21 protein-coding genes and 1 pseudogene are annotated in these 19,711 nt (G+C 43.4%); all 22 read left to right on the top strand.

All coding sequences use genetic code 11. The features are described from left to right. Positions 1-5: 5 nt before the first annotated feature. The 22 genes and pseudogenes from DFR63_RS03105 to brnQ all read left to right on the top strand — a co-directional run bounded on the left by DFR63_RS03105 (position 6) and on the right by brnQ (position 19,663). On the top strand, positions 6-881 hold the full coding sequence (locus DFR63_RS03105; RefSeq protein WP_115884277.1) for a 5'-3' exonuclease: 876 nt from the start codon (positions 6-8) through the stop codon (positions 879-881). Positions 882-886: 5 nt separating this feature from the next. Next, positions 887-1,294 (top strand): ribonuclease HI family protein, encoded by a 408-nt coding sequence (locus DFR63_RS03100; RefSeq protein WP_115884276.1) that lies wholly within the window; start codon positions 887-889, stop codon positions 1,292-1,294. A 33-nt stretch (positions 1,295-1,327) separates the two neighbouring features. Continuing rightward, a complete protein-coding gene (locus DFR63_RS03095) occupies positions 1,328-1,498 on the top strand; it encodes a zinc-finger domain-containing protein (RefSeq protein WP_115884275.1) in 171 nt (56 codons plus the stop codon). 16 nt (positions 1,499-1,514) lie between these two features. Next, positions 1,515-2,626: pseudogene (locus tag DFR63_RS03090) on the top strand (conserved virulence factor C family protein). Position 2,627: 1 nt separating this feature from the next. Then, positions 2,628-3,068: a BrxA/BrxB family bacilliredoxin gene (locus tag DFR63_RS03085; RefSeq protein WP_115884274.1), complete on the top strand. Its 441-nt coding sequence runs from the start codon at positions 2,628-2,630 to the stop codon at positions 3,066-3,068. Positions 3,069-3,270: 202 nt separating this feature from the next. Beyond that, positions 3,271-4,224 (top strand): thymidylate synthase, encoded by a 954-nt coding sequence (locus DFR63_RS03080; RefSeq protein WP_115884273.1) that lies wholly within the window; start codon positions 3,271-3,273, stop codon positions 4,222-4,224. Between the two features lie 10 nt (positions 4,225-4,234). Continuing rightward, a complete protein-coding gene (locus tag DFR63_RS03075) occupies positions 4,235-4,711 on the top strand; it encodes a dihydrofolate reductase (RefSeq protein WP_115884272.1) in 477 nt (158 codons plus the stop codon). Position 4,712: 1 nt separating this feature from the next. Beyond that, the gene (locus DFR63_RS03070; RefSeq protein ID WP_115884271.1) at positions 4,713-5,264 is read left to right on the top strand and encodes a DUF2140 family protein; all 552 of its coding nucleotides are present in this window, start codon (positions 4,713-4,715) and stop codon (positions 5,262-5,264) included. Positions 5,265-5,277: 13 nt separating this feature from the next. Next, a complete protein-coding gene (gene msrA, locus DFR63_RS03065) occupies positions 5,278-5,799 on the top strand; it encodes a peptide-methionine (S)-S-oxide reductase MsrA (protein WP_115884270.1) in 522 nt (173 codons plus the stop codon). Beyond that, positions 5,799-6,233: a peptide-methionine (R)-S-oxide reductase MsrB gene (gene msrB / locus DFR63_RS03060; protein WP_115884269.1), complete on the top strand. Its 435-nt coding sequence runs from the start codon at positions 5,799-5,801 to the stop codon at positions 6,231-6,233. Before msrA ends, msrB begins: the two co-directional genes overlap by 1 nt. Before the next feature lies 1 nt (position 6,234). Continuing rightward, the gene (locus DFR63_RS03055) at positions 6,235-6,456 is read left to right on the top strand and encodes a YozE family protein (RefSeq protein ID WP_115884268.1); all 222 of its coding nucleotides are present in this window, start codon (positions 6,235-6,237) and stop codon (positions 6,454-6,456) included. Between the two features lie 13 nt (positions 6,457-6,469). After that, positions 6,470-7,183: a purine-nucleoside phosphorylase gene (gene deoD, locus DFR63_RS03050; protein WP_115884267.1), complete on the top strand. Its 714-nt coding sequence runs from the start codon at positions 6,470-6,472 to the stop codon at positions 7,181-7,183. 94 nt (positions 7,184-7,277) lie between these two features. After that, positions 7,278-8,843, top strand: a complete 1,566-nt coding sequence (locus tag DFR63_RS03045; protein ID WP_245954111.1) for a S41 family peptidase — start codon at positions 7,278-7,280, stop codon at positions 8,841-8,843. A gap of 101 nt (positions 8,844-8,944) precedes the next feature. Further along, positions 8,945-10,021 carry an undecaprenyldiphospho-muramoylpentapeptide beta-N-acetylglucosaminyltransferase gene (locus DFR63_RS03040; protein WP_115884265.1) on the top strand — a complete coding sequence of 359 codons (1,077 nt, stop codon included), beginning with the start codon at positions 8,945-8,947 and terminating at the stop codon, positions 10,019-10,021. Next, complete coding sequence (locus tag DFR63_RS03035) at positions 10,018-10,641, top strand: phosphatase PAP2 family protein (protein ID WP_115884264.1); 624 nt, start codon at positions 10,018-10,020, stop codon at positions 10,639-10,641. The genes DFR63_RS03040 and DFR63_RS03035 overlap by 4 nt, the downstream gene beginning before the upstream one ends. 93 nt (positions 10,642-10,734) lie before the next feature. Next, a complete protein-coding gene (locus DFR63_RS03030) occupies positions 10,735-11,355 on the top strand; it encodes a GNAT family N-acetyltransferase (protein WP_115884263.1) in 621 nt (206 codons plus the stop codon). A gap of 414 nt (positions 11,356-11,769) precedes the next feature. Next, positions 11,770-12,444 (top strand): response regulator transcription factor, encoded by a 675-nt coding sequence (locus DFR63_RS03025; protein WP_115884262.1) that lies wholly within the window; start codon positions 11,770-11,772, stop codon positions 12,442-12,444. After that, positions 12,441-13,814 (top strand): HAMP domain-containing sensor histidine kinase, encoded by a 1,374-nt coding sequence (locus tag DFR63_RS03020; protein ID WP_115884261.1) that lies wholly within the window; start codon positions 12,441-12,443, stop codon positions 13,812-13,814. The genes DFR63_RS03025 and DFR63_RS03020 overlap by 4 nt, the downstream gene beginning before the upstream one ends. A 109-nt stretch (positions 13,815-13,923) precedes the next feature. Further along, the gene (locus DFR63_RS03015; RefSeq protein WP_115884260.1) at positions 13,924-16,722 is read left to right on the top strand and encodes a 2-oxoglutarate dehydrogenase E1 component; all 2,799 of its coding nucleotides are present in this window, start codon (positions 13,924-13,926) and stop codon (positions 16,720-16,722) included. A gap of 18 nt (positions 16,723-16,740) precedes the next feature. After that, positions 16,741-17,991 carry a 2-oxoglutarate dehydrogenase complex dihydrolipoyllysine-residue succinyltransferase gene (odhB, locus tag DFR63_RS03010; protein WP_115884259.1) on the top strand — a complete coding sequence of 417 codons (1,251 nt, stop codon included), beginning with the start codon at positions 16,741-16,743 and terminating at the stop codon, positions 17,989-17,991. 69 nt (positions 17,992-18,060) lie between these two features. Next, positions 18,061-18,255: a DUF6501 family protein gene (locus DFR63_RS03005; protein WP_115884258.1), complete on the top strand. Its 195-nt coding sequence runs from the start codon at positions 18,061-18,063 to the stop codon at positions 18,253-18,255. A 94-nt stretch (positions 18,256-18,349) separates the two neighbouring features. Next, complete coding sequence (gene brnQ, locus DFR63_RS03000) at positions 18,350-19,663, top strand: branched-chain amino acid transport system II carrier protein (RefSeq protein WP_115884257.1); 1,314 nt, start codon at positions 18,350-18,352, stop codon at positions 19,661-19,663. Positions 19,664-19,711 lie beyond the last annotated feature (48 nt).

Raw genomic sequence — 19,711 nt, 5'->3', positions numbered from 1 at the left:
ACTTTTTGACACAGCATACTTTAATAATAGACGGCATGGCCTTACTCTTTAGACACTTTTACGCGACGAGTTTCCGCAATCAGTTCATGTACAATAACAAGGAACTCCCGACGAATGGTGTTCAGGGCATGCTGAGGCATACCTTCAAACTGCTCGACCTGACTCAGCCGGATAATGTGATTATCGCCTGGGATATGGGGTCGAAGTCGGTGCGGAATGAATGGTACGAAGGATATAAAGCAAATCGGGTGGCACCGCCTGAAGAAATGGTGCCTCAATTTGATATGATCAAAGAAGTCATGCACGATATCGGATTTTACCAGGATGGCATTGCAGGCTATGAAGCGGATGATGTTATCGGCACAGTTGCACAGCACGTCGATAATCTGACAATTGTCAGCGGCGACCGCGACCTCCTGCAGCTGATTAACGAGACCAACCGGATCTGGCTGACGAAAAAAGGCTATACGGAATATCATTATTATGACTATGAAGCCTTTAAAGAACAATACGGAATTACACCGCAGCAGTTTATCGACGTCAAGGCGCTGATGGGGGATGCGAGTGATGGATATTCAGGTGTTCAGGGTATAGGTGAAAAGACCGCGCTTAAACTGATTCAGACTCATGGTTCGGTTGAGGCGCTTCTCGATAACCTCCATATGCTGACACCGAAAATGCAGGAGAAGATTACCGGTGATATGGAATCTCTCCGCATGTCGCAGCGTCTGGCCGAAATTATTACGGATGTGCCGATTAAACTCGACGGACTGATGGACGAGAGCGCGCTTAATTTCGATACCGCACATGTTAACAAAGTTTTGAAGGACCATGACCTTCGTCTCGCGGAGAAGTATTTATCAACTTTAAATTTAGGGTGATATGAATGGCGAAAGTATATATCGATGCGGCAGCGAGTTTTGAACCGAAATTTGCCTGCGGCGGGGTGATTATTAAAGATGCGGACCTCGATTTTCAGGAAACTGTCCTGCTCGGTGAAATGGATAACCATGAAGCGGAATGGGCGACACTTGAATTTGCCCTGAAAGCAGCAGAGGAATTGAAGCTGACATCGCTGATTGTCTATACGGACTCTAAAATTATCGTCGACACGTTTGATAAACAATATGTCAAAAATAAAAAATTTAAATCTTACTACGACAGAGTGCTTCCTTTAACAAACGTGCTCGATATGTTTATAATTACTCATACACCGAGAAAAAATAACCGCGGTGCGGATAAACTGGCTAAAGACCGGTTATACAAAGAACGCAAAAAATTCAATCTGAATTAGCTGTTTTGCAATTTTAAGTAATGAGGTATGATAATGAATACGAAAGTCCTTGATAAAATTAATCATCTTGAACGCACTTACTGCAGAGGATGTCTCTTGAAAGAAGTCAACAGAACCGAAGGTTCGAAATCAAGCGCGCATTCATTCTGCATTACGGAGTGTTCCGTCGGCATTGAAATGAAAATGCACGGCAATAAACTATAATACTGGAGGCGCGATTATGGAAATCGTAAGAATTGAACCGACACCAAGCCCGAATACTATGAAAATCACTGTCAATGAAACAAAAGAAGAAATGAAATCTTCAACTTATAAAGAAATCACAGAGGATACACCGCCATTTATTGCACGTGTGCTGGAACTTGAAGATGTCACAAGCGTCTTCCATGCATTGGACTTTATCTCTGTAGACAAAAGTGCCAAAGCTGACTGGGAAATACTGGTTCCGAAAATAGAGGCTACTTTTAATAATGAGGATGCTGGTGAAGTAAAAAAAGACTGACACCTGAGTCGAACTTTGGTGAAGTGAACACTCAGGTGCTCATGTTTAAAGGCATTCCTTATCAGGTCAAGTTAAATGACGGCGGGGAGCACCGGCGTGAACTGCCCGTGCGTTTTACTCAAGCTGTTGAAGAAGCAGCCCTCCCCGAAGATAATATTATTTTCGACCGCAAATGGGAAACTTTAAGCACCCGTTACGGTACACCGGATGAAGTATTTTCAGAGGTTATTGAAGAGCTTGAAGCACTTTATCCAGTGGCTGTATTGAGAGAGCTCGTCGAAGAAGCGAAAAACCGTGTGCAGCCGGCGCCGATGAAATACTTTAAAGTCTCGCTTGATGAATTTAAAAATACAGAAGACTGGAAAGAGCGGCTCTATATGCTCAATCACTTTGATACCCCGGATGAGAGCGATTATCCACTCCTCGAGTACGCGCTTTCTGATGAGAAAATGCAGGTCAGACGGATGAGTGTCAGCCTTCTTGCGATGATTGAAGTGCCGGAAACGCTCAAATTTTTAAAAATTGCGATGGCAGACCGGGCAATTCCGGTCAGAAGAACAGCGGCTGACGCATACAGCGATCTCGGTTTTAAAGAAGGCCTTTCCGATATGTATGAAGCACTCGGCGATAAAAGCCCGATTGTCCGCTGGCGTGCGGCAATGTTTATATACGAAACAGGTGACGAGGACAGTCTCGGAGTATTAAAAGCGCACCAGCATGATCCGCAATACGATGTAAGACTGCAAATTGAAATGGCGATTGCCCGTATTGAAGAGGGCGAAGATGCACTCGGCAGTGTATGGAAACAAATGCAGAACAGGGAGCGATAACATGGATGCATATCAGGCATATATGAGAGAAATTGCAGAACCTATGAGGCAGGAACTGACAAATTATAATTTTGAAGAGTTAACGACACCTGAAGGGGTGCATGATTTTATGAAGGCCGCCGGGGAAGATGATACGACTTTCGTCGTGATTAACAGCGTCTGCGGCTGTGCAGCAGGGCTCGCAAGACCCGCTGCAGTAACAGTCACGAATCAGAATCCGGTTAAACCCGACCGTCTCGCGACAGTCTTTGCCGGCCAGGAGCGTCCGGCAACAGCTGCTATGCGTGAATATATTACGGCTGAACCGTCAAGCCCTTCCTTCGCTTTATTTAAAGGAAAAGAACTCGTTTCATTTACAGGACGGGAAAACATTGAAAATAGAAGTATTGAAGATATTATGATGGATCTGAAAGCGGATTTTGACGAATATTGTGCAAAATAAAAAAAGGAAAGGGCGCACCCTTTCCTTTTTTTATAAGTCGCTGCCTACTCGTAGATACACATTGTAATCATGTAGCCTGCAAGTAAAGTCAAACCGATTGTGAATAAAATTTCCATTATGAACACTCCGATCACAATTATTTTTCTCGTCTCATTAATACTAATTATATAGAACTGCACAATAAAAGAAAAGGGTGATTTTAATGAATTCATTTGATAATGCCTATCACAAGCTGATGAACCAGGTCATGGAGTCGGGCACTGAAAAAACTGACCGGACCAATACAGGAACTAAATCTGTCTTCGGCCATCAGATGCGTTTTGATTTAAGTGAAGGTTTCCCGCTTCTCACGACTAAAAAGGTATCTTTTAAACTCGTGGCAACCGAGCTGATCTGGTTCCTCCGCGGCGATACGAATATTAAATATCTGCTCCAGTATAACAACAATATATGGAACGAATGGGCCTTTAAAAAGTATGTCGAGTCGGATGACTACACGGGACCGGATATGACGGATTTCGGTCACCGGGCGCTAGAGGACGAAGCATTTAACAAGCAGTATAAAGCTGAAATGAAAACTTTTAAAGAGAAAGTGCTGAACGATGATGATTTCAGCAAGAAGTACGGAACACTCGGTAATGTTTACGGCAAACAGTGGCGTCACTGGGCCGGTCCAAACGGTGAGGTCATTGATCAGATGAAGAATCTTATCGACGGCCTTAAAAATAAGCCCGATTCGAGACGTCATATCGTCAGCGCATGGAACCCGGCGGAAATTGAAACGATGGCGCTGCCGCCGTGTCATACGCTGTTCCAGTTTTATGTCGCAGACGGCAAATTAAGCCTGCAGCTCTATCAGCGGAGCGGGGATATCTTCCTCGGCATTCCGTTTAATATCGCAAGCTACAGTCTGCTTTTAGCCTTAGTCGCACGCGAATGTAATCTGGAAGCTGCCGAATTCGTGCACACGATAGGGGATGCGCATATTTACTCCAATCATTTCGAGGCGGTCAATACTCAGCTGTCCCGGACAAGCTACGCACCGCCAGAGCTTAAAATTAAGTCGGACAAGTCGATGTTCGAACTTGAATATGAAGACTTTGAAATTGAAGGCTACGAATCCCACCCGGCAATCAAAGCACCGATTGCAGTATAGGAGGAGACAGATGGTATCATTAATAGTTGCTCATGCAGACCAGAACGTCATCGGTTTTAAAGGCGATATGCCATGGAGCCTGCCCGCAGACTTAAAAAGATTAAAAAAACTGACCACAGGGAACACTATAGTTATGGGCCGTAAAACATTTGAAACACTTGGACGTCCGCTGCCGAACAGAAAAAATGTCGTGCTCACATCGAATAAGGATTTTTCAGCACAGGGCGCGGAGGTTATCCATTCAATTGATGAGATTAAAAACCTGCCGGGTAAAGTGTTTATTTTCGGCGGCAGTACGCTTTATGAACAGACCATGCATCTAATCGACGAGATGTATATTACAGTGATTGACAAAACTTTTGCCGGCGACACGTTTTTCCCTGACTACAGGATAAGCGAATGGACTGTGGAATCAGAAGAGGACGGTCCAGAAGACGAGAAAAACCGTTATCCGCACAAGTTCCTGCATCTGACAAGAGAGCTGTAATATGAAGAAGAATATATGGATGATTCTGTTCTTTGTCTTACTTGCGGTAAATATAGCGGTAATTATTATTGCCGTGTCTTTCTTCAATCAGTCTTACGAACAGACAAGCGGCGGGACGCCGCCGGAAGAACCCCAGGAGCTCGAGTTTATTTTAACGAATAGTACAGTTGAAACATTAATTAATGATAATATTCCATATGACGAATTTACTGTTAATATTAATACTGAAGGTATTACGGTTGATATTAAACAGAAAGTGCTCGGATTTTCCATCAATTCAAGTATTTCCGGCGAACCCGTCGTCAGCGGCAGTAATATTATTATTCACTTAACAGATTTGAATTTAGCAGGGCTGCCTCTCTCGGAAGATGCCCTGTATACAGCACTTAGGAAGCTCGTCGATTTACCTGACGGCATAGCGATGAGTGAAACAGAACGCGCACTTGTCATCGACATGTCGCTGTTTGAACAATATTTCGGTGTAGAACTTCAAGCCGATAAAATAGACTATGAGGACAATGCGTGGTATTTTTCAGTAAACAACACTTTCTAGGAGGAATTTATTTATGGCAACAGCAACTTTAGCAGGCGGATGTTTCTGGTGTTTAGTTAAACCGTTTGACCAGTGGGACGGCGTAAAAGAAATCGTCTCGGGTTATTCGAACGGTGATGAACCAAATCCGACTTATGAACAGGTTTCAACAGGAACGACAGGACACATCGAAGCTGTGCAGATTGAATTCGACGAAGACGTGATGAGTTACCGCGAACTGCTGGAAGTATTTTTCAAGACTTTCGACCCGACCGATACCGGCGGCCAGTTCGGCGACCGCGGACCGCAGTATATGCCGGCGATATTTTACCACGATGAAGCGCAGCATAATACAGCACTTGACGTAATTAAAGAACTTGATGAAGCAAATGTTTTCAATGCGCCAATTAACACACCGGTGCTGCCTTATAAAAACTTCTACAGAGCAGAAGATGAGCATCAGGACTTTTACAAGAAAAATGCAGGACACTATAATGCGTACTATAAAGGATCCGGACGTAAAGGATTCGTAGAAAATGTGTGGGGTGAAAAATAATGGCAAGAAAAGATATCAGTGAATTAACAGAACTTGAAAGAAACGTGATGAAAGAAAATGGCACGGAAGCACCATTTGAAAACGAGTACTGGAAACATTTCGAAGAGGGTATTTACGTCGATAAACTGAGCGGCAAGCCGCTGTTTACGTCAAAAGATAAATTCGATTCTTCATGCGGCTGGCCGAGCTTTGCCCAGTCCCTGTCTGAAGATGATGTATCCGAGCATGTCGATACGTCATTCGGCATGCGCCGTACAGAAGTCCGCAGCGAAACTTCGGACTCGCACCTCGGCCATGTTTTCCCTGACGGACCAGAGGAACTCGGCGGCTTAAGATACTGCATCAACTCTGCAGCGCTTGATTTTATCCCTAAACAGGACCTTGAAAAAGAAGGTTACGGGGAATACGTCAATCTCTTAAATTCAGAGGAGTAGTATGAAAGACCGTCCATATTATCAATATATGAAAACACAGCTCGGGGCAAAGACCGCTGTCGGGAAACTCGCAGATTATATTGCAGATGACATGTCCTTCCCGAAATACTCAAATAATTACGATGAAATCTCGGATTATCTTGAAAAGAACCCGTATCTTAATATATCATTAGATACGTTCGATGAAAGTTTTTCAGACTACAGAGAATGGCTACAATCATAGAGGAGATGAAAATATGAGTATTCATATTAATGCGAAACAGGGCGATATTGCCGACACTATTTTACTGCCGGGAGATCCGCTCCGTGCGAAGTACATCGCCGAGACATTTTTAGAGGATGTTGTGTGCTACAACGAAGTCCGTAATATGTTCGGCTACACAGGTACTTATAAAGGCAAGAGAATTTCAGTTCAGGGTACAGGAATGGGTGTACCGTCTATTTCAATTTACGTTCATGAACTGATGCGCGACTACGGCGTTAAAAACTTAATCCGCGTCGGTACTGCAGGCGCCTTAAAAGAAGAAGTTAAAGTACGTGACGTTGTTATCGCACAAAGTGCAACAACTGACTCTTATCAGAACGTTAAATTATTTGAAAACGTAAGCTATGCACCAACATCAGACTTCGAACTGCTCTTAGCAAGCTATAACGAAGCTCAAAAACGCGGTCTTGATGTGAAAGTCGGCAACGTCTACACAGCAGACTCGTTCTACGATTCTAAAACAGATACTAAGCAGCTTGCTGACTACGGTGTTCTCGCAGTTGAAATGGAATCTGCAGCTCTGTTTACTATCGCCCAGGAATACAAAGCGCGTGCGCTGGCTATTCTGACAATTTCTGACCACCTGATTACAGGCGAAGTAACAAGTGCCGAAGAAAGACAGACAACTTTCAATGATATGATTGAAGTTGCACTCGATGCAGCAGTGCCATTTATCGGAAAATAGAAGATTAATTTGAAGAACAGTGATTTCACTGTTCTTTTCTTTTCTTTAATCAAGTAAACTGATAATATATGAGTAATACATAGGTAGAAATTGGGTGCATATCTTGAGCGAAGAAAACAATGATAAGAACGTCCAGCATAAGCTGCGGTCCGTTCAAATGAATATATTCTGGTTTATCGTCATTATTTTAACGACGATAATTGCCAGTGTAGTAATTACAGCCGTCGCCATATCAAATAATCAGGAGCGTGCAGTCAACGTCGGAACGGATACAAGAACCGAGTTTGCAAAACTGTACAGCGTATACGATACGCTGACTGAAAATTATTATGAAGATGTCGATTCGGACGCTTTAATCGAATCATCCATCCGCGGCATGGTCGAAGGCCTGGAAGATCCGTACAGCGAATATATGAATATCGACGAAACTGATGAGTTCGAAGAAAGTATTACCGGAGACTTTGAAGGCATCGGTGCCGAAGTGATGCAGGAAGGCAGTAAAATTATTATTTCAAGTCCAATGAAGGGCTCTCCTGCAGAAGAGGCCGGTATTGAACCTGGCGACCAGATTCTTGCTGTTGACGGCGAATCGCTCGAAGGCATGACGACGACGGAAGCCGTCCAGCTGATCCGCGGCGAACGCGGCACTGATGTTGTGCTTACTATTCAGCGCGGCAGCGGCAGCCCGTCGGATATTACGATTACGAGAGATACGATTCATATCGACAGTGTGACGTATGAAGAAATCGAAGGTGTCGGTCATATTAGTGTCAACCGGTTCCAGCAGGGCACAACCGATGAATTCAGCGGATTTATTGACCAGGCGGCAGAGGACGATGTCGACGAGCTGATTGTCGACTTCCGCTACAACCCGGGCGGCCTTTTGAATGAAGCAATCACACTGATTAATCAGTTCATTGAACCGGATACTGCTGCACTGTACCTTGAAGATAACCAGGGCAATCAGCAGGAAATACTCACAGAAAATGAGAGAAATCCGAATGCTGAATCATTTGACGAAGTGTACATTTTAATTAACGAAGGCTCTGCAAGTGCTTCTGAAGTATTTACAGGCGCACTCGATGATCTAACAGATGTCACAATTGCGGGAACGACTTCCTTCGGTAAAGGTGTCGTCCAGCGCACGAGCGAGTTTAAAGACAACTCGATGCTGAAATATACGAATACCAAATGGCTGACTCCGGACAAGACCTGGGTGCAGGATAAAGGTATTACACCGGATATCGAACTGATTAACCCGGATTACTACCGCATCGAGCTCTTGACCGAAGACGAAGTCTTCGCAGAAGGCCAGACCAGTGAAAAAGTGCTGTCTATTAAAGTCGCACTCGATGAGCTCGGCTACGACATTACCAATTTTAATGATAAGTTTGATGCTGAACTGACTAAAGCCGTAATGGCATATCAGAACGATGAAAATTTCGAAGCTGACGGTATTGTGACCGGAGAAACAACAACGGGTATTCTGTCGGATATTCGCGACCAGATCAACGACAACGATGCACAGCTGAATTATTTAATCGATTATATTAACGGTGACATGTCAATTAAGGAAATTGAACAGGAGGCGCGCGATAATGCACCGCATATCCCGCCGGTCATTGAAGATGAACAGAATTTAAATGATGAAGAAGAATAAGACATCAAATTCCGTACAGTTCACGCCTGTACGGAATTTTTTGTTGTAGACATTTTGTAAATAGTTTAAAGTAAAGTCACTAAGTATTATGGAGGGCGCTTATGGTTTCAGAAAGTAAAAAAGTAATGCTGACAGGCGGCGGTACAGTCGGCCATGTGATGCTGAACAAACTTCTAATCCCTGAATTTCAAAAGCAAAATATTGAACCGCATTATATCGGTTCGAAAAAAGGCATAGAGAAAGATATCATTTCGGAGCTCGATATTCCTTACCATGAAATTTCGAGCGGCAAGCTGCGCCGGTATTTATCATTTGAAAATTTAAAAGATATTTTCAAAGTGCTGAAAGGTGTCACCGACGCTAAGAAAATTTTAAAACGTGAACAGCCGCTGTTTGTCTTTTCAAAAGGCGGCTTCGTGTCGGTCCCGGTTGTCCTGGCAGCAGCTGCAAAAGACGTGCCGGTTTATATCCACGAATCGGATTTAACACCGGGACTTGCCAACAGAATTGCGAGCAAGTTTGCAACAAAAGTATTCTGCACCTTTGAAGCGACGGCAGAACAGTTTACAGATGCAAAAGCCGAGTATCTCGGCCCGGTCATCCGGCCTGATCTGCAGGAAGGAAACAAGGATGAAGGCTATGCTTTAACCGGCTTTAATTCTGATAAACCTGTAGTTATTATTATGGGCGGTTCGCTCGGTGCGAAAAAAATCAATGATTTTGTCCATGAACATATTGATGTTCTCACAGAAAAGTATCAGCTTATCCATTTAACAGGGAAAGGCAATATGAACAAGAAGATCCAGAAGGCGGGCTACAAACAGTTCGAATTTGCCGGTGATGAACTGGCTGATCTGTTAGCCATCAGTGATATCGTGCTGTCACGCAGCGGCTCGAATGCAATATTTGAACTGCTCCTCGCGAAAAAACCGATGATTTTAATTCCGCTTGGTCTCGACCAGAGCCGCGGTGATCAGATTCAAAATGCAAAACACTTTAAAAAAGAGGGTTATGCGGAAGTTCTGAAGGAAGAAGACTTAAATCTTGAAAACTTACAGGAGAAACTGGAGTTTATCGAAGAGAACTACGGTGATATTACGTCTAAGATGACACAGTTCAAACACGGCTTTAATCCTGCCGAACTTGCAGATAAACTAATCGGGGAGGCGTCAGTGTGAGCCGGAGCAAGAAAATGTCCTTATTTTTAGTCTTCACTTTAATATTCGGCGTGATTGCCATCTTTCATGAATCAAGGCTCGGGCGCTGGATTGACCGTGAAGTCTATGAATTTATTTACGCATCTGAAAGTTTTATAACGACAGCGCTCATGCTCGGCTTTACCCAGCTCGGCGAAGTGCTGTCCATGATCGTAATGTCGCTTATTCTGATATCAATTCTAATGCTGTATAAACTGAAGGTGCACACGCTGTTTATTTTAATTTCGATGATTGCATCAAGTATTTTAATTCCCGTCTTAAAAAATTCATTCGACCGGGAACGTCCGTCGATGCTCCGTCTGATCGAAATTTCCGGCTTCAGTTTCCCGAGCGGACACGCAATGGGGTCAACGATATTCTTCGGCTCGCTCGGGGCGATAATTAAACATACAGATTTAAACAACAAGGCGCTCTTAATGACGGTGTGCGCGACCTTTATCCTGATGATTTCATCATCCCGCGTCTACCTCGGCGTCCACTATCCGACAGACGTTCTCGCAGGCGTTGTCATCGGTCTCGCAGTAGTGGTTGGAACGAGTGCACTGCTTCACAAGAAGTTCAAAAAGGCGGTTTTAATTTAGGTTAATTTATTTTGAAATATTTTCATTGCTTAATATTTTCCGAGGAATTATAATGAAATTACTTTGGGTATTATTAAGACGGCAGGTGATGATATGGCAATAAATTTATATGAAAACATTACGCTTGAAAACGACAGAATTCGACTCGTGCCCATGCAGCTGAGCCACGCCGCAGAACTTCAGTCTATTAATCACGACAGTATTTGGACCTATATGCTTTTTCAAGCCACAACTGAAGAAGCAATGAGCGAATGGATTCAAAGTGCCATTGAGCTCCGCAACCAGCTGAAATCGATACCGTTTGTTGTCGTCTTAAAAGCAACAGGCGAAGTCGTCGGTGCCACGCGCATTCAGCATATCGACTATGAACGTCAGAGCTGCGAAATAGGCGCCTCTTGGTTCGGCACCAAAGCCCAGCGTACTTTCATTAACTCAGACAGCAAATTCCTACTGCTTGAATACTGCTTCGAAGTGTTAAAGCTCATGCGCGTCCAAGTGCGCGCAGATGAAAGAAACGAGCGCAGCAACAAAGCAATTGAACGGATCGGCTTCACCAAAGAAGGCGTGATACGTAAAGAACGCTCGCTCTACGGTGTTCCGCGCAATTTAATAATCTATTCAATTATCGATGACGAATGGCCCGAAGTGAAAACGAATCTACTCATTAAACAGCAAAGCTATATGATGGACACACCAAATACAATTGTAAGCTAACCATATTTATTTAATTTGAGCCGGGGACCTTTGAGAAAGGGTGTCCGGTTTTTTGTGTTGTTTTGTATTACAGGTGTATGGTTTTGTATGAACGTTGTTGAATTGATAAAGTACTTGCAGCTACTTTATCGCTTTTTTATATTAATTTACTATGTTCATCTCACATAGGTATCCAAGCCCCTTTAAATTACCATGTCAATTCAACATGGGCATCCAAACCCCTTTAAATTACCATGTCAATCTCACATGCGCATCCACCTCACATCCAGTCCTCCCAATCAACCCCTTACCTCGCAAAATCCCCATCATAACCAGTAAAATCAGCAAATCATCCGCAAACCCCCGCATCCCGCACCTTTAATTTTTAATCCGGTATAATTTCATGATAATATGTAGACAAAGTAGGTGAGGCTTATGCCGAAAGTATTAGTTGTTGAAGACGAAACGAATTTAGCCCGTTTCATAGAGTTGGAGTTAGGCCACGAAGGTTACAGTGTAACGCTGGCAGCGGATGGTCAGGAAGGTTTTAATATGGCGAGTGAGAATGATTACGATGTCATTCTGCTGGATTTAATGCTGCCGAAACTGAATGGTCTCGAAGTGTGCAGACGGCTGCGCAAAACAAAGGATACGCCGATTATTATTATTACAGCGAAAGGTGATACATACGATAAAGTCGTCGGCCTCGATTACGGAGCAGATGATTATATCGTGAAGCCGTTTGAGATTGAGGAGCTGCTCGCGCGCCTCCGGGTGATTATGCGCCGCAACAAAACTGCGGAGACGAGTCACTCGACACTCGAACTGCACGGCATTTCTATCGACACGTCGGCCTATACTGTCGCGATTGACGGCACGCCGATTGAGCTTACAAAAACGGAGCACGAACTGCTCCATCTGCTCGTTAAAAATATGAGTATCGTTATGAAACGCGAACAGATTCTCGATATTATCTGGGGCTACGACAGCGAAGTGGAAACGAATGTTGTCGATGTGTACATCAGGTATCTCCGCAACAAATTAAAACCGTTCGGTAAGGATAAACTGATTGAAACTGTCCGCGGAGTCGGATATGTGATCAGACAATGAACCGCGTGAAATCTCTCAGAACGCAGTGGCTGAAACTGTCCATTTTAATTATTACTATTACTTATATACTGTTCAGCTCGCTCCTGATTTACGCGACGAGCGTCTATTTAAAAGACCAGGAGTACCGCGCAGTGTCGAGGAGTCTGACGGATGTCAGCTCGCTGTATGAGAACCAGCCTTTCAACTCGATTACTGAACGTGATATTTATACGAGTCTGTACGATAATCAGCAGATGGGTCTCTACACGCTCAGCGGCGAAGAGGTTTACCGTTGGCCGATCCGCACTCAGCTGAATATCGATACGGATTTTGAAGCGAACTTAAATCCTGTCATTGAACCAGCGAGTGTCGACGGCGATGATTATCTCGTCGGCACACGCATGCTGCAGTCGGATTACTGGTACGGTTACATCTCCGTTGTCCATCCGCTGAACGAGTACAATACGATTATCCGGATGATGTTGTTTATCGCAACGATTATCGGGTTTTTATCGATTACATTCACATCGATTATCAGTTATTTCTTCTCGATTCAGATGGTCAAGCCGATTGGCAGATTTACCGGCCAGCTGAAGAAAATTGAAAATCAGGGCTTCGCCGAAAGGCTCGATTTAAAAACGAACATTATTGAAACCGATTATATGATTGAATCGTTTAATAATATGATGGAGGCGCTCGAGGAGTCCTATAATCAGCAGAAGCAGTTCGTTGAAGATGCGTCCCACGAGCTCAGAACGCCGCTCCAGATTATTCAGGGGCATCTGCAGCTGATTAACCGGTGGGGCAGGAACAGCCCTGAAGTGCTGGACGAGTCTCTCGGTATTTCAATCGAAGAGCTGAAGCGCATCAACAAGCTTGTCGAGGAACTCCTCCTGCTTACTAAAAATGAAGGGGCGGATTATCTTCAGACTGAAAGCATTAATTTAAACGATGAGATAATGAGCCGTATTGAAAGTCTCGATAAAGTTCATCCGGATTATACTTTTGAAGCGAAACTGGATAAAAGCAAGCTGATGTATCCGATTAATAATTATCATTTTGAACAGATGCTGATTATCTTCCTCGATAACGCGATTAAATTCGATACGGAGCATAAGCACATTACTGTATCGTCGGAACGTCTTAAAGACGGCGGCATCGAAATTGCGATTACGGATTCCGGAATCGGTATCCCGGCAGAGGAGATCGATCAGGTATTCAACAGATTCTACCGGGTGGACAAATCAAGAAGCCGCGATCAGGGCGGAAACGGACTCGGTTTATCGATAGCTAAAAAAATCGTCGAATTATACCGCGGAAATGTATGGATATCTAGCGAAGAAGGAAAGTCAACGACAGTTCATATCAAATTTCCAAAACTGAAAAACTAATTTATAAAAGATTAGTGACAATCGACAATTGCGCTTTCAAGAAGCAGTGTTAAATGGTAAAATTTGATATGTAAAGAGTATTTAAAAATTATAAAGAGGTGGCAGTACAATGCAACAAAATGAAGTTGAGAATGCTCCTGTAAGGTTTGGAACAAATCTAGGCATGATTCTTGAGTATTTTGACATGTACAAAGAAGACCCGGATTCAGTGTCAGAAGAGATGCAGTTATTATTCGACAGCATTTCTTCTAACGAAGGAAGCAATACTCGTCATTCAGATAAGGCTCTTACTCCGGCCGGACAGGATAAAATCAAAGGTATCTTGCAATGGTTAAATGACATCAGGCAGTATGGTCATTTAAAAGCGGATGTCTATCCGGTATATTCACCGGAAATTGACAACGCACCTGACTTTGATTTTAACGCCTACGGTTTTTCAGATGCTGATCTTGAAAACCTGCCGGCAGGTATCGTTTCTGAAGCGATTGCCGATAAATTCGGCAACGCCCTTGAAGCAGCACGTTACCTGGAAAAAATCTACACTTCACCGTTATCATATGAATACACCCATATTAATAACACTGAAGAAAGAAATTGGCTGCAGAACACCATCGAAGGACTCGGAGAAGTTGAACTCTCCAGCGATAAGAAAGTTTATCTTTTTAAAGAATTAGTTAAGACCGAAGGTTTTGAAAAGTATCTTCACAAAAACTTTGTCGGTGCCAAACGCTTTTCAATCGAAGGGGTGGACTCGCTTGTGCCGATGCTCGACCACCTGCTCGGACGTATGGCAGAGGAAAACATTCCGCATCTGCAGATTGGTATGGCTCACCGCGGACGCTTAAATGTGCTGACGCATACGCTTCAAAAACCGTACGCTATGATGCTGAGTGAATTCATGTCGACAGACCCGATGAAATTCCTGCCGGAAGATGGTTCTCTCGTGCTTACCAACGGCTGGATGGGTGACGTAAAGTATCACCTCGGCGGCGTTAAGACGAGAACAGACAAAGGTATCGAACAGACAGTGACACTTGCCAACAACCCGTCACACCTTGAAATTGTCGGACCTGTCGTTCAGGGACGAACGCGTGCTCAGCAGGAACAAACTGACCAGGCGGGCAAAGCAGTTCACGATGTAGATAATTCACTTGGTGTAATTATTCATGGTGACGCTGCCTTCCCGGGACAGGGCGTAAATCCGGAATCGATGAACTTATCGAATCTTGAAGGCTACTCAGTCGGCGGTGCTATGCATATTATTACTAATAACCGCATCGGTTTTACGACAGAGGAGTGGGATGCACGTTCAACACTGTATGCATCTGATATTGCCAAAGGTTTCGATATGCCTGTTTTCCACGTCAATGCTGACCGTCCTGAATATGTACTCCGCGTTATCGATATTGCGATTCAGTACCGTCAGAAGTTCAAAAAAGATTTAGTCATTGATCTTATCGGCTATCGCCGCTACGGCCACAACGAAATGGATGAGCCGATGACGACTAACCCGAATCTTTACAACGAAGTTCATGAATATCCTTCAATCGATAACCTTTACGGTGATAAACTTGTCGAAGAAGGTGTTATTACACAGGAAGAAAAAGACAGTATTATGCAGGCAATTCAGGATGAATTAAGAGCCGAACATGATAAGATTGATAAAAAGGATACTGTTGTCACTGAAGATATTCAGACGCCAAAAGAAATTATCGAAGGCCAGGCTAATGAAACAGAAGAAGATATTACACGCGACCGTCTTCAAAAAATAAACGATGAACTGCTCGAATATCCAGAAGGATTCGCACCGCTTAAAAAATTAAACAACGTATTATCCAGACGTAAAAAGCCATTTGAAGATGACACAGCTCTCGTCGACTGGGCACACGCGGAAGCTCTTGCTTTTGCAACGATCAACCAGGACGGCACACCGATTCGTTTCACAGGTGAAGATGCTGAGCGCGGAACATTCGCACACCGCCATGCTGTACTTCACGACCCTGAAACAGGTAAGAAACACACGCCGCTCCATAACATCAGCGATGCGAAGGCGTCCTTTGAGCTGTACAACTCGCCGTTAACTGAAATGGCTGTTGTTGCTTACGAGTACGGCTACAACGTTGAAAACAACAGCGCGCTGACTATCTGGGAAGCACAGTACGGAGACTTCGCCAACATGGCTCAGCCGATTTTTGATGTGTTCGTATCATCTGCACATTCCAAATGGGGCGAAAGAACTGCTTTAACGCTGCTTCTGCCGCACGCACAGGAAGGTCAGGGACCGGAGCACTCATCTGCACGTCTGGAAAGATATTTACAGCTTTGTGCTGAAAACAACATGACAGTTGTAAACTTATCGAGCAGTGCCAACTACTTCCATCTCTTAAGACGTCAGGCGAAGTATTTAAATACTGAAAAAATGCGTCCTTTAGTCGTTATGTCACCGAAAAGTCTGCTGCGTAACACTACAGCAAGCCAGCCGGTCAGCGAATTTGTTCAGGGCCGTTTCCACGAAGTCATCGTACCTGAATACAAGAAATCAAAAGTGAAAACAGCAGTCATTGCCAGCGGAAAAGTCGCTGTTGATCTGCTTGAAGCACAAGCTAAAGCTGAAACACCAAACGACGAAGTAATAATCATCAGACTGGAACAGCTGTACCCGTTCCCGGCTGAATCAATTAAAGAAGTATTAGATGATATTACAAATCTGAAAGAAGTACGCTTCGTTCAGGAAGAACCGCAAAACCAGGGTTCATATCATTTTGCATTGCCTTACCTGCTCGATATCGTTCCTAAGAAAGCAGAACTGAACTATATCGGCAGAAAACCGAGCGCTTCAACTTCGGAAGGCAACGGCGGATCATACAAACTGGTACAGCAAAGTATTATTGAGAAAGCTTTAAAATAATAGGAGGTAAATTATAATATGGCTGAAATTATCGTGCCTGAATTAGCAGAATCAATCACGGAAGGTACAATATCTACTTGGTTTAAACAAGTAGGGGACTCAGTGGAAAAGGGAGAAAACGTACTCGAACTTGAAACTGATAAAGTAAACGTTGAAATCGTCAGCGAAGAAGCAGGCGTGATTTCAGAGCTTAAAGCCGAAGAAGGCGACACTGTTGAAGTTGGACAGGTTATCGCTGTTCTAGGTGAAGGCGGAGGCGCACCAGCTGCTGATAAAAAAGAAGAAGCTTCGGATGCCAAAGCAGAGAGCGCAGAATCAGCAAAACCGGCAGAAAAAGAAGCGCCTGCACAAGAAGATGAAAACGACGAAATTGTCGTTGCGACACCTTCAGCAAGAAAACTTGCCCGCGAAAAAGGCATTAAAATCTCGGATATCAATCCTACTGATCCTCGCGGTCTAGTACGCAGCCAGGACGTTGAAAACCACGGCAATGCACCTGCACCTAAAGCTGAAAGCAAACAGGAAGAGCCAAAGAAAGCAGCACCTAAAGCTGATGCGGCACCTGAAAAACCGGTCAGACGTGAAAAAATGTCACGACGCAGACAAACTATTGCCAAACGTCTTCTTGATGTGTCGCAAAATACTGCTATGCTGACAACGTTTAATGAGATTGATATGACGAATGTCATGGAACTTAGAAAACGTAAAAAAGAAAGCTTCCAGGAGCGTAACGATGGTACCAGACTTGGATTTATGTCATTCTTTACCAAAGCTGCTACAGCTGCACTCCGTAAATACCCGGCAGTGAACGCGGAAATCGATGGTACGGACTTGATCTACAAAGAGTTCTTCGATGTATCGATTGCAGTATCTACCGATGAAGGTTTAGTTGTACCGGTTGTCCGCGACACGGACCGCAAAACATTTGCTGAAATTGAAAATGATATTGCTGAACTTGCTAAAAAAGCAAAAGATAAAAAGTTATCTATTGACGATATGACGGGCGGGTCATTTACAATTACTAACGGTGGAGTTTTCGGCTCACTTATGTCTACACCAATCATCAACGGTACGCAGGCGGCAATTCTCGGCATGCACACCATTCAAAAACGTCCTGTAGCAGTAGGTGACGATATTGAAATCCGTCCGATGATGTATATTGCCCTGAGCTATGATCACAGGATTATCGACGGCGCTGAGTCAGTCGGCTTCCTTAAGACGATTAAAGAATTAATTGAAAACCCTGAAGATTTATTATTAGAAGGTTAAAATATAACAATTTAATAAGAAAAGGTATCTTCGCGATACCTTTTCTTTTTTTACTTAGGAGGAAAAATTATGCTTCAAAATGAATGGGAAAACAATAATATCAGAACAGTGACGGTAAAACATGTGGATGCTGAGAAATATAAAGTATCTGACATGCTTACAGTCGGCAAAGAATATACAGTAGTTAATGAAACTGAAGAGTACATTTTCGTCAAAGATAATTCAGGAAAAGTAGGCGGCTACTACAAAACGTATTTTTCATAGTTTAAAAGTCAGATAATTTAAAATACTTGTAGATTTTTCTGCTGGAGTAAGGTAGAATTGTTGCATATTAATTATAATAGAAGAGGCGATGCCCATGAGTACAAAACAAGTCATTATGGTAGGGTTTACTTTATTTGCCATGTTCTTCGGAGCTGGTAACCTAATTTTCCCGCCTGCACTCGGATTTTCAAGCGGGGAATACTTCTGGACCGCAATAATTGCATTTGTCCTGACAGGAGTAGGACTTCCTTTAATCGGAGTTATCGTAGGTTCAATTTCAAAAGACGGATATAAAGAATCACTTAAGAATATCCATCCTGCATTCGCAGTCACTTTCCTGGTTGCAATCTATTTAACAATCGGGCCGTTCTTTGCAATACCGAGAACAGCAACAACTGCTTATGAAATGTCAATCGTACCGTTCTTAAGTGAAAATACAGGTATGTGGCTGTTAATTTTCTCTTTAGTTTACTTTATCGTAGTCTTATTATTAAGTCTTAAACCCGGCACACTGGTTAACAGTATCGGGCAAGTATTAACGCCGCTGCTATTAATTGGAATCGTACTGTTAATTGCCGTTGCAGGATATACATATTTCAATAATCCAATTAACCCGGCTGTTGAAACATTTGAAGGTTCTTCAGCATTTACAACCGGCTTTACTAAGGGTTACTTAACTATGGATGCCATCGCAGCGATTGCGTTCAGCGTCCTTGTGCTTAACTCAATCCGTCAGCTTGGTGTAACCAACCGTAAAGATTTACTTATCGGAACCATTAAATCAGCACTGCTTGCTGCCGTACTTTTAGCTGCCATTTATATTTCACTCGGATGGCTTGCAAACAGAGTTGATCTTGGCGGTGCCGTTGTCGATGACCAAAACCTTGGAACCTTCCTGCTGACCTTTATGAGTGATGAAGTGTTCGGTATCTTTGGACCGATACTGCTCGGTTTAATTGTATTATTTGCCTGTATCACTACAGGAACAGGACTTATCGTATCTGTTTCGGAATACTTTAACAGTATTTTACCGAAAGTGCCTTATAAAGTATGGGTTATCCTGTTTGTACTCATCTCATTCGGTCTGGCTAACCAGGGTCTGAATCAGGTTATTGCTACAAGTGTACCGATATTGTCTATTATTTATCCGGTCGCAATGACTACTGTCTTACTCTTAATACTGACTTATTTCTTACCGTCACCGAGACTCAGTCTGCAAATTCCGGTATTCTTAGTGTCTATATTATCTGTGATCGCAGTAGTACACAGAAACGGCTGGTTTGAAATGAGCTGGATCGAGTCACTGCCGCTGTTCTCAAGCAGTTTTGAGTGGATACCATTTATGATTGTCGGCTACATTCTAGGCTATTTAATCGGCATGAAGAAACCAAAAGTGGAATACTCATAAGAATAAAAAAATCACTTCTCCGTATGGGAGAAGTGATTTTTTGTCTAT

The organism is Jeotgalicoccus halotolerans (genome assembly GCF_003387165.1).
In the GTDB taxonomy this organism is placed as follows: domain Bacteria; phylum Bacillota; class Bacilli; order Staphylococcales; family Salinicoccaceae; genus Jeotgalicoccus; species Jeotgalicoccus halotolerans.
Note: the sequence above shows the minus strand (reverse complement) of the source record. Positions and strands in the feature narration are given on the sequence as shown.

Coding starts and splice junctions, on each gene's coding strand:
- msrA (WP_115884270.1), top strand. CDS start 5,278: ATGGCAACAGCAACTTTAGCAGGCGGATGTTTCTGGTGTTTAGTTAAA.
- DFR63_RS03015 (WP_115884260.1), top strand. CDS start 13,924: ATGCAACAAAATGAAGTTGAGAATGCTCCTGTAAGGTTTGGAACAAAT.
- DFR63_RS03040 (WP_115884265.1), top strand. CDS start 8,945: ATGGTTTCAGAAAGTAAAAAAGTAATGCTGACAGGCGGCGGTACAGTC.
- msrB (WP_115884269.1), top strand. CDS start 5,799: ATGGCAAGAAAAGATATCAGTGAATTAACAGAACTTGAAAGAAACGTG.
- odhB (WP_115884259.1), top strand. CDS start 16,741: ATGGCTGAAATTATCGTGCCTGAATTAGCAGAATCAATCACGGAAGGT.
- DFR63_RS03070 (WP_115884271.1), top strand. CDS start 4,713: ATGAAGAAGAATATATGGATGATTCTGTTCTTTGTCTTACTTGCGGTA.
- DFR63_RS03080 (WP_115884273.1), top strand. CDS start 3,271: ATGAATTCATTTGATAATGCCTATCACAAGCTGATGAACCAGGTCATG.
- brnQ (WP_115884257.1), top strand. CDS start 18,350: ATGAGTACAAAACAAGTCATTATGGTAGGGTTTACTTTATTTGCCATG.
- DFR63_RS03085 (WP_115884274.1), top strand. CDS start 2,628: ATGGATGCATATCAGGCATATATGAGAGAAATTGCAGAACCTATGAGG.
- DFR63_RS03025 (WP_115884262.1), top strand. CDS start 11,770: ATGCCGAAAGTATTAGTTGTTGAAGACGAAACGAATTTAGCCCGTTTC.
- DFR63_RS03020 (WP_115884261.1), top strand. CDS start 12,441: ATGAACCGCGTGAAATCTCTCAGAACGCAGTGGCTGAAACTGTCCATT.
- deoD (WP_115884267.1), top strand. CDS start 6,470: ATGAGTATTCATATTAATGCGAAACAGGGCGATATTGCCGACACTATT.
- DFR63_RS03030 (WP_115884263.1), top strand. CDS start 10,735: ATGGCAATAAATTTATATGAAAACATTACGCTTGAAAACGACAGAATT.
- DFR63_RS03005 (WP_115884258.1), top strand. CDS start 18,061: ATGCTTCAAAATGAATGGGAAAACAATAATATCAGAACAGTGACGGTA.
- DFR63_RS03075 (WP_115884272.1), top strand. CDS start 4,235: ATGGTATCATTAATAGTTGCTCATGCAGACCAGAACGTCATCGGTTTT.
- DFR63_RS03095 (WP_115884275.1), top strand. CDS start 1,328: ATGAATACGAAAGTCCTTGATAAAATTAATCATCTTGAACGCACTTAC.
- DFR63_RS03055 (WP_115884268.1), top strand. CDS start 6,235: ATGAAAGACCGTCCATATTATCAATATATGAAAACACAGCTCGGGGCA.
- DFR63_RS03100 (WP_115884276.1), top strand. CDS start 887: ATGGCGAAAGTATATATCGATGCGGCAGCGAGTTTTGAACCGAAATTT.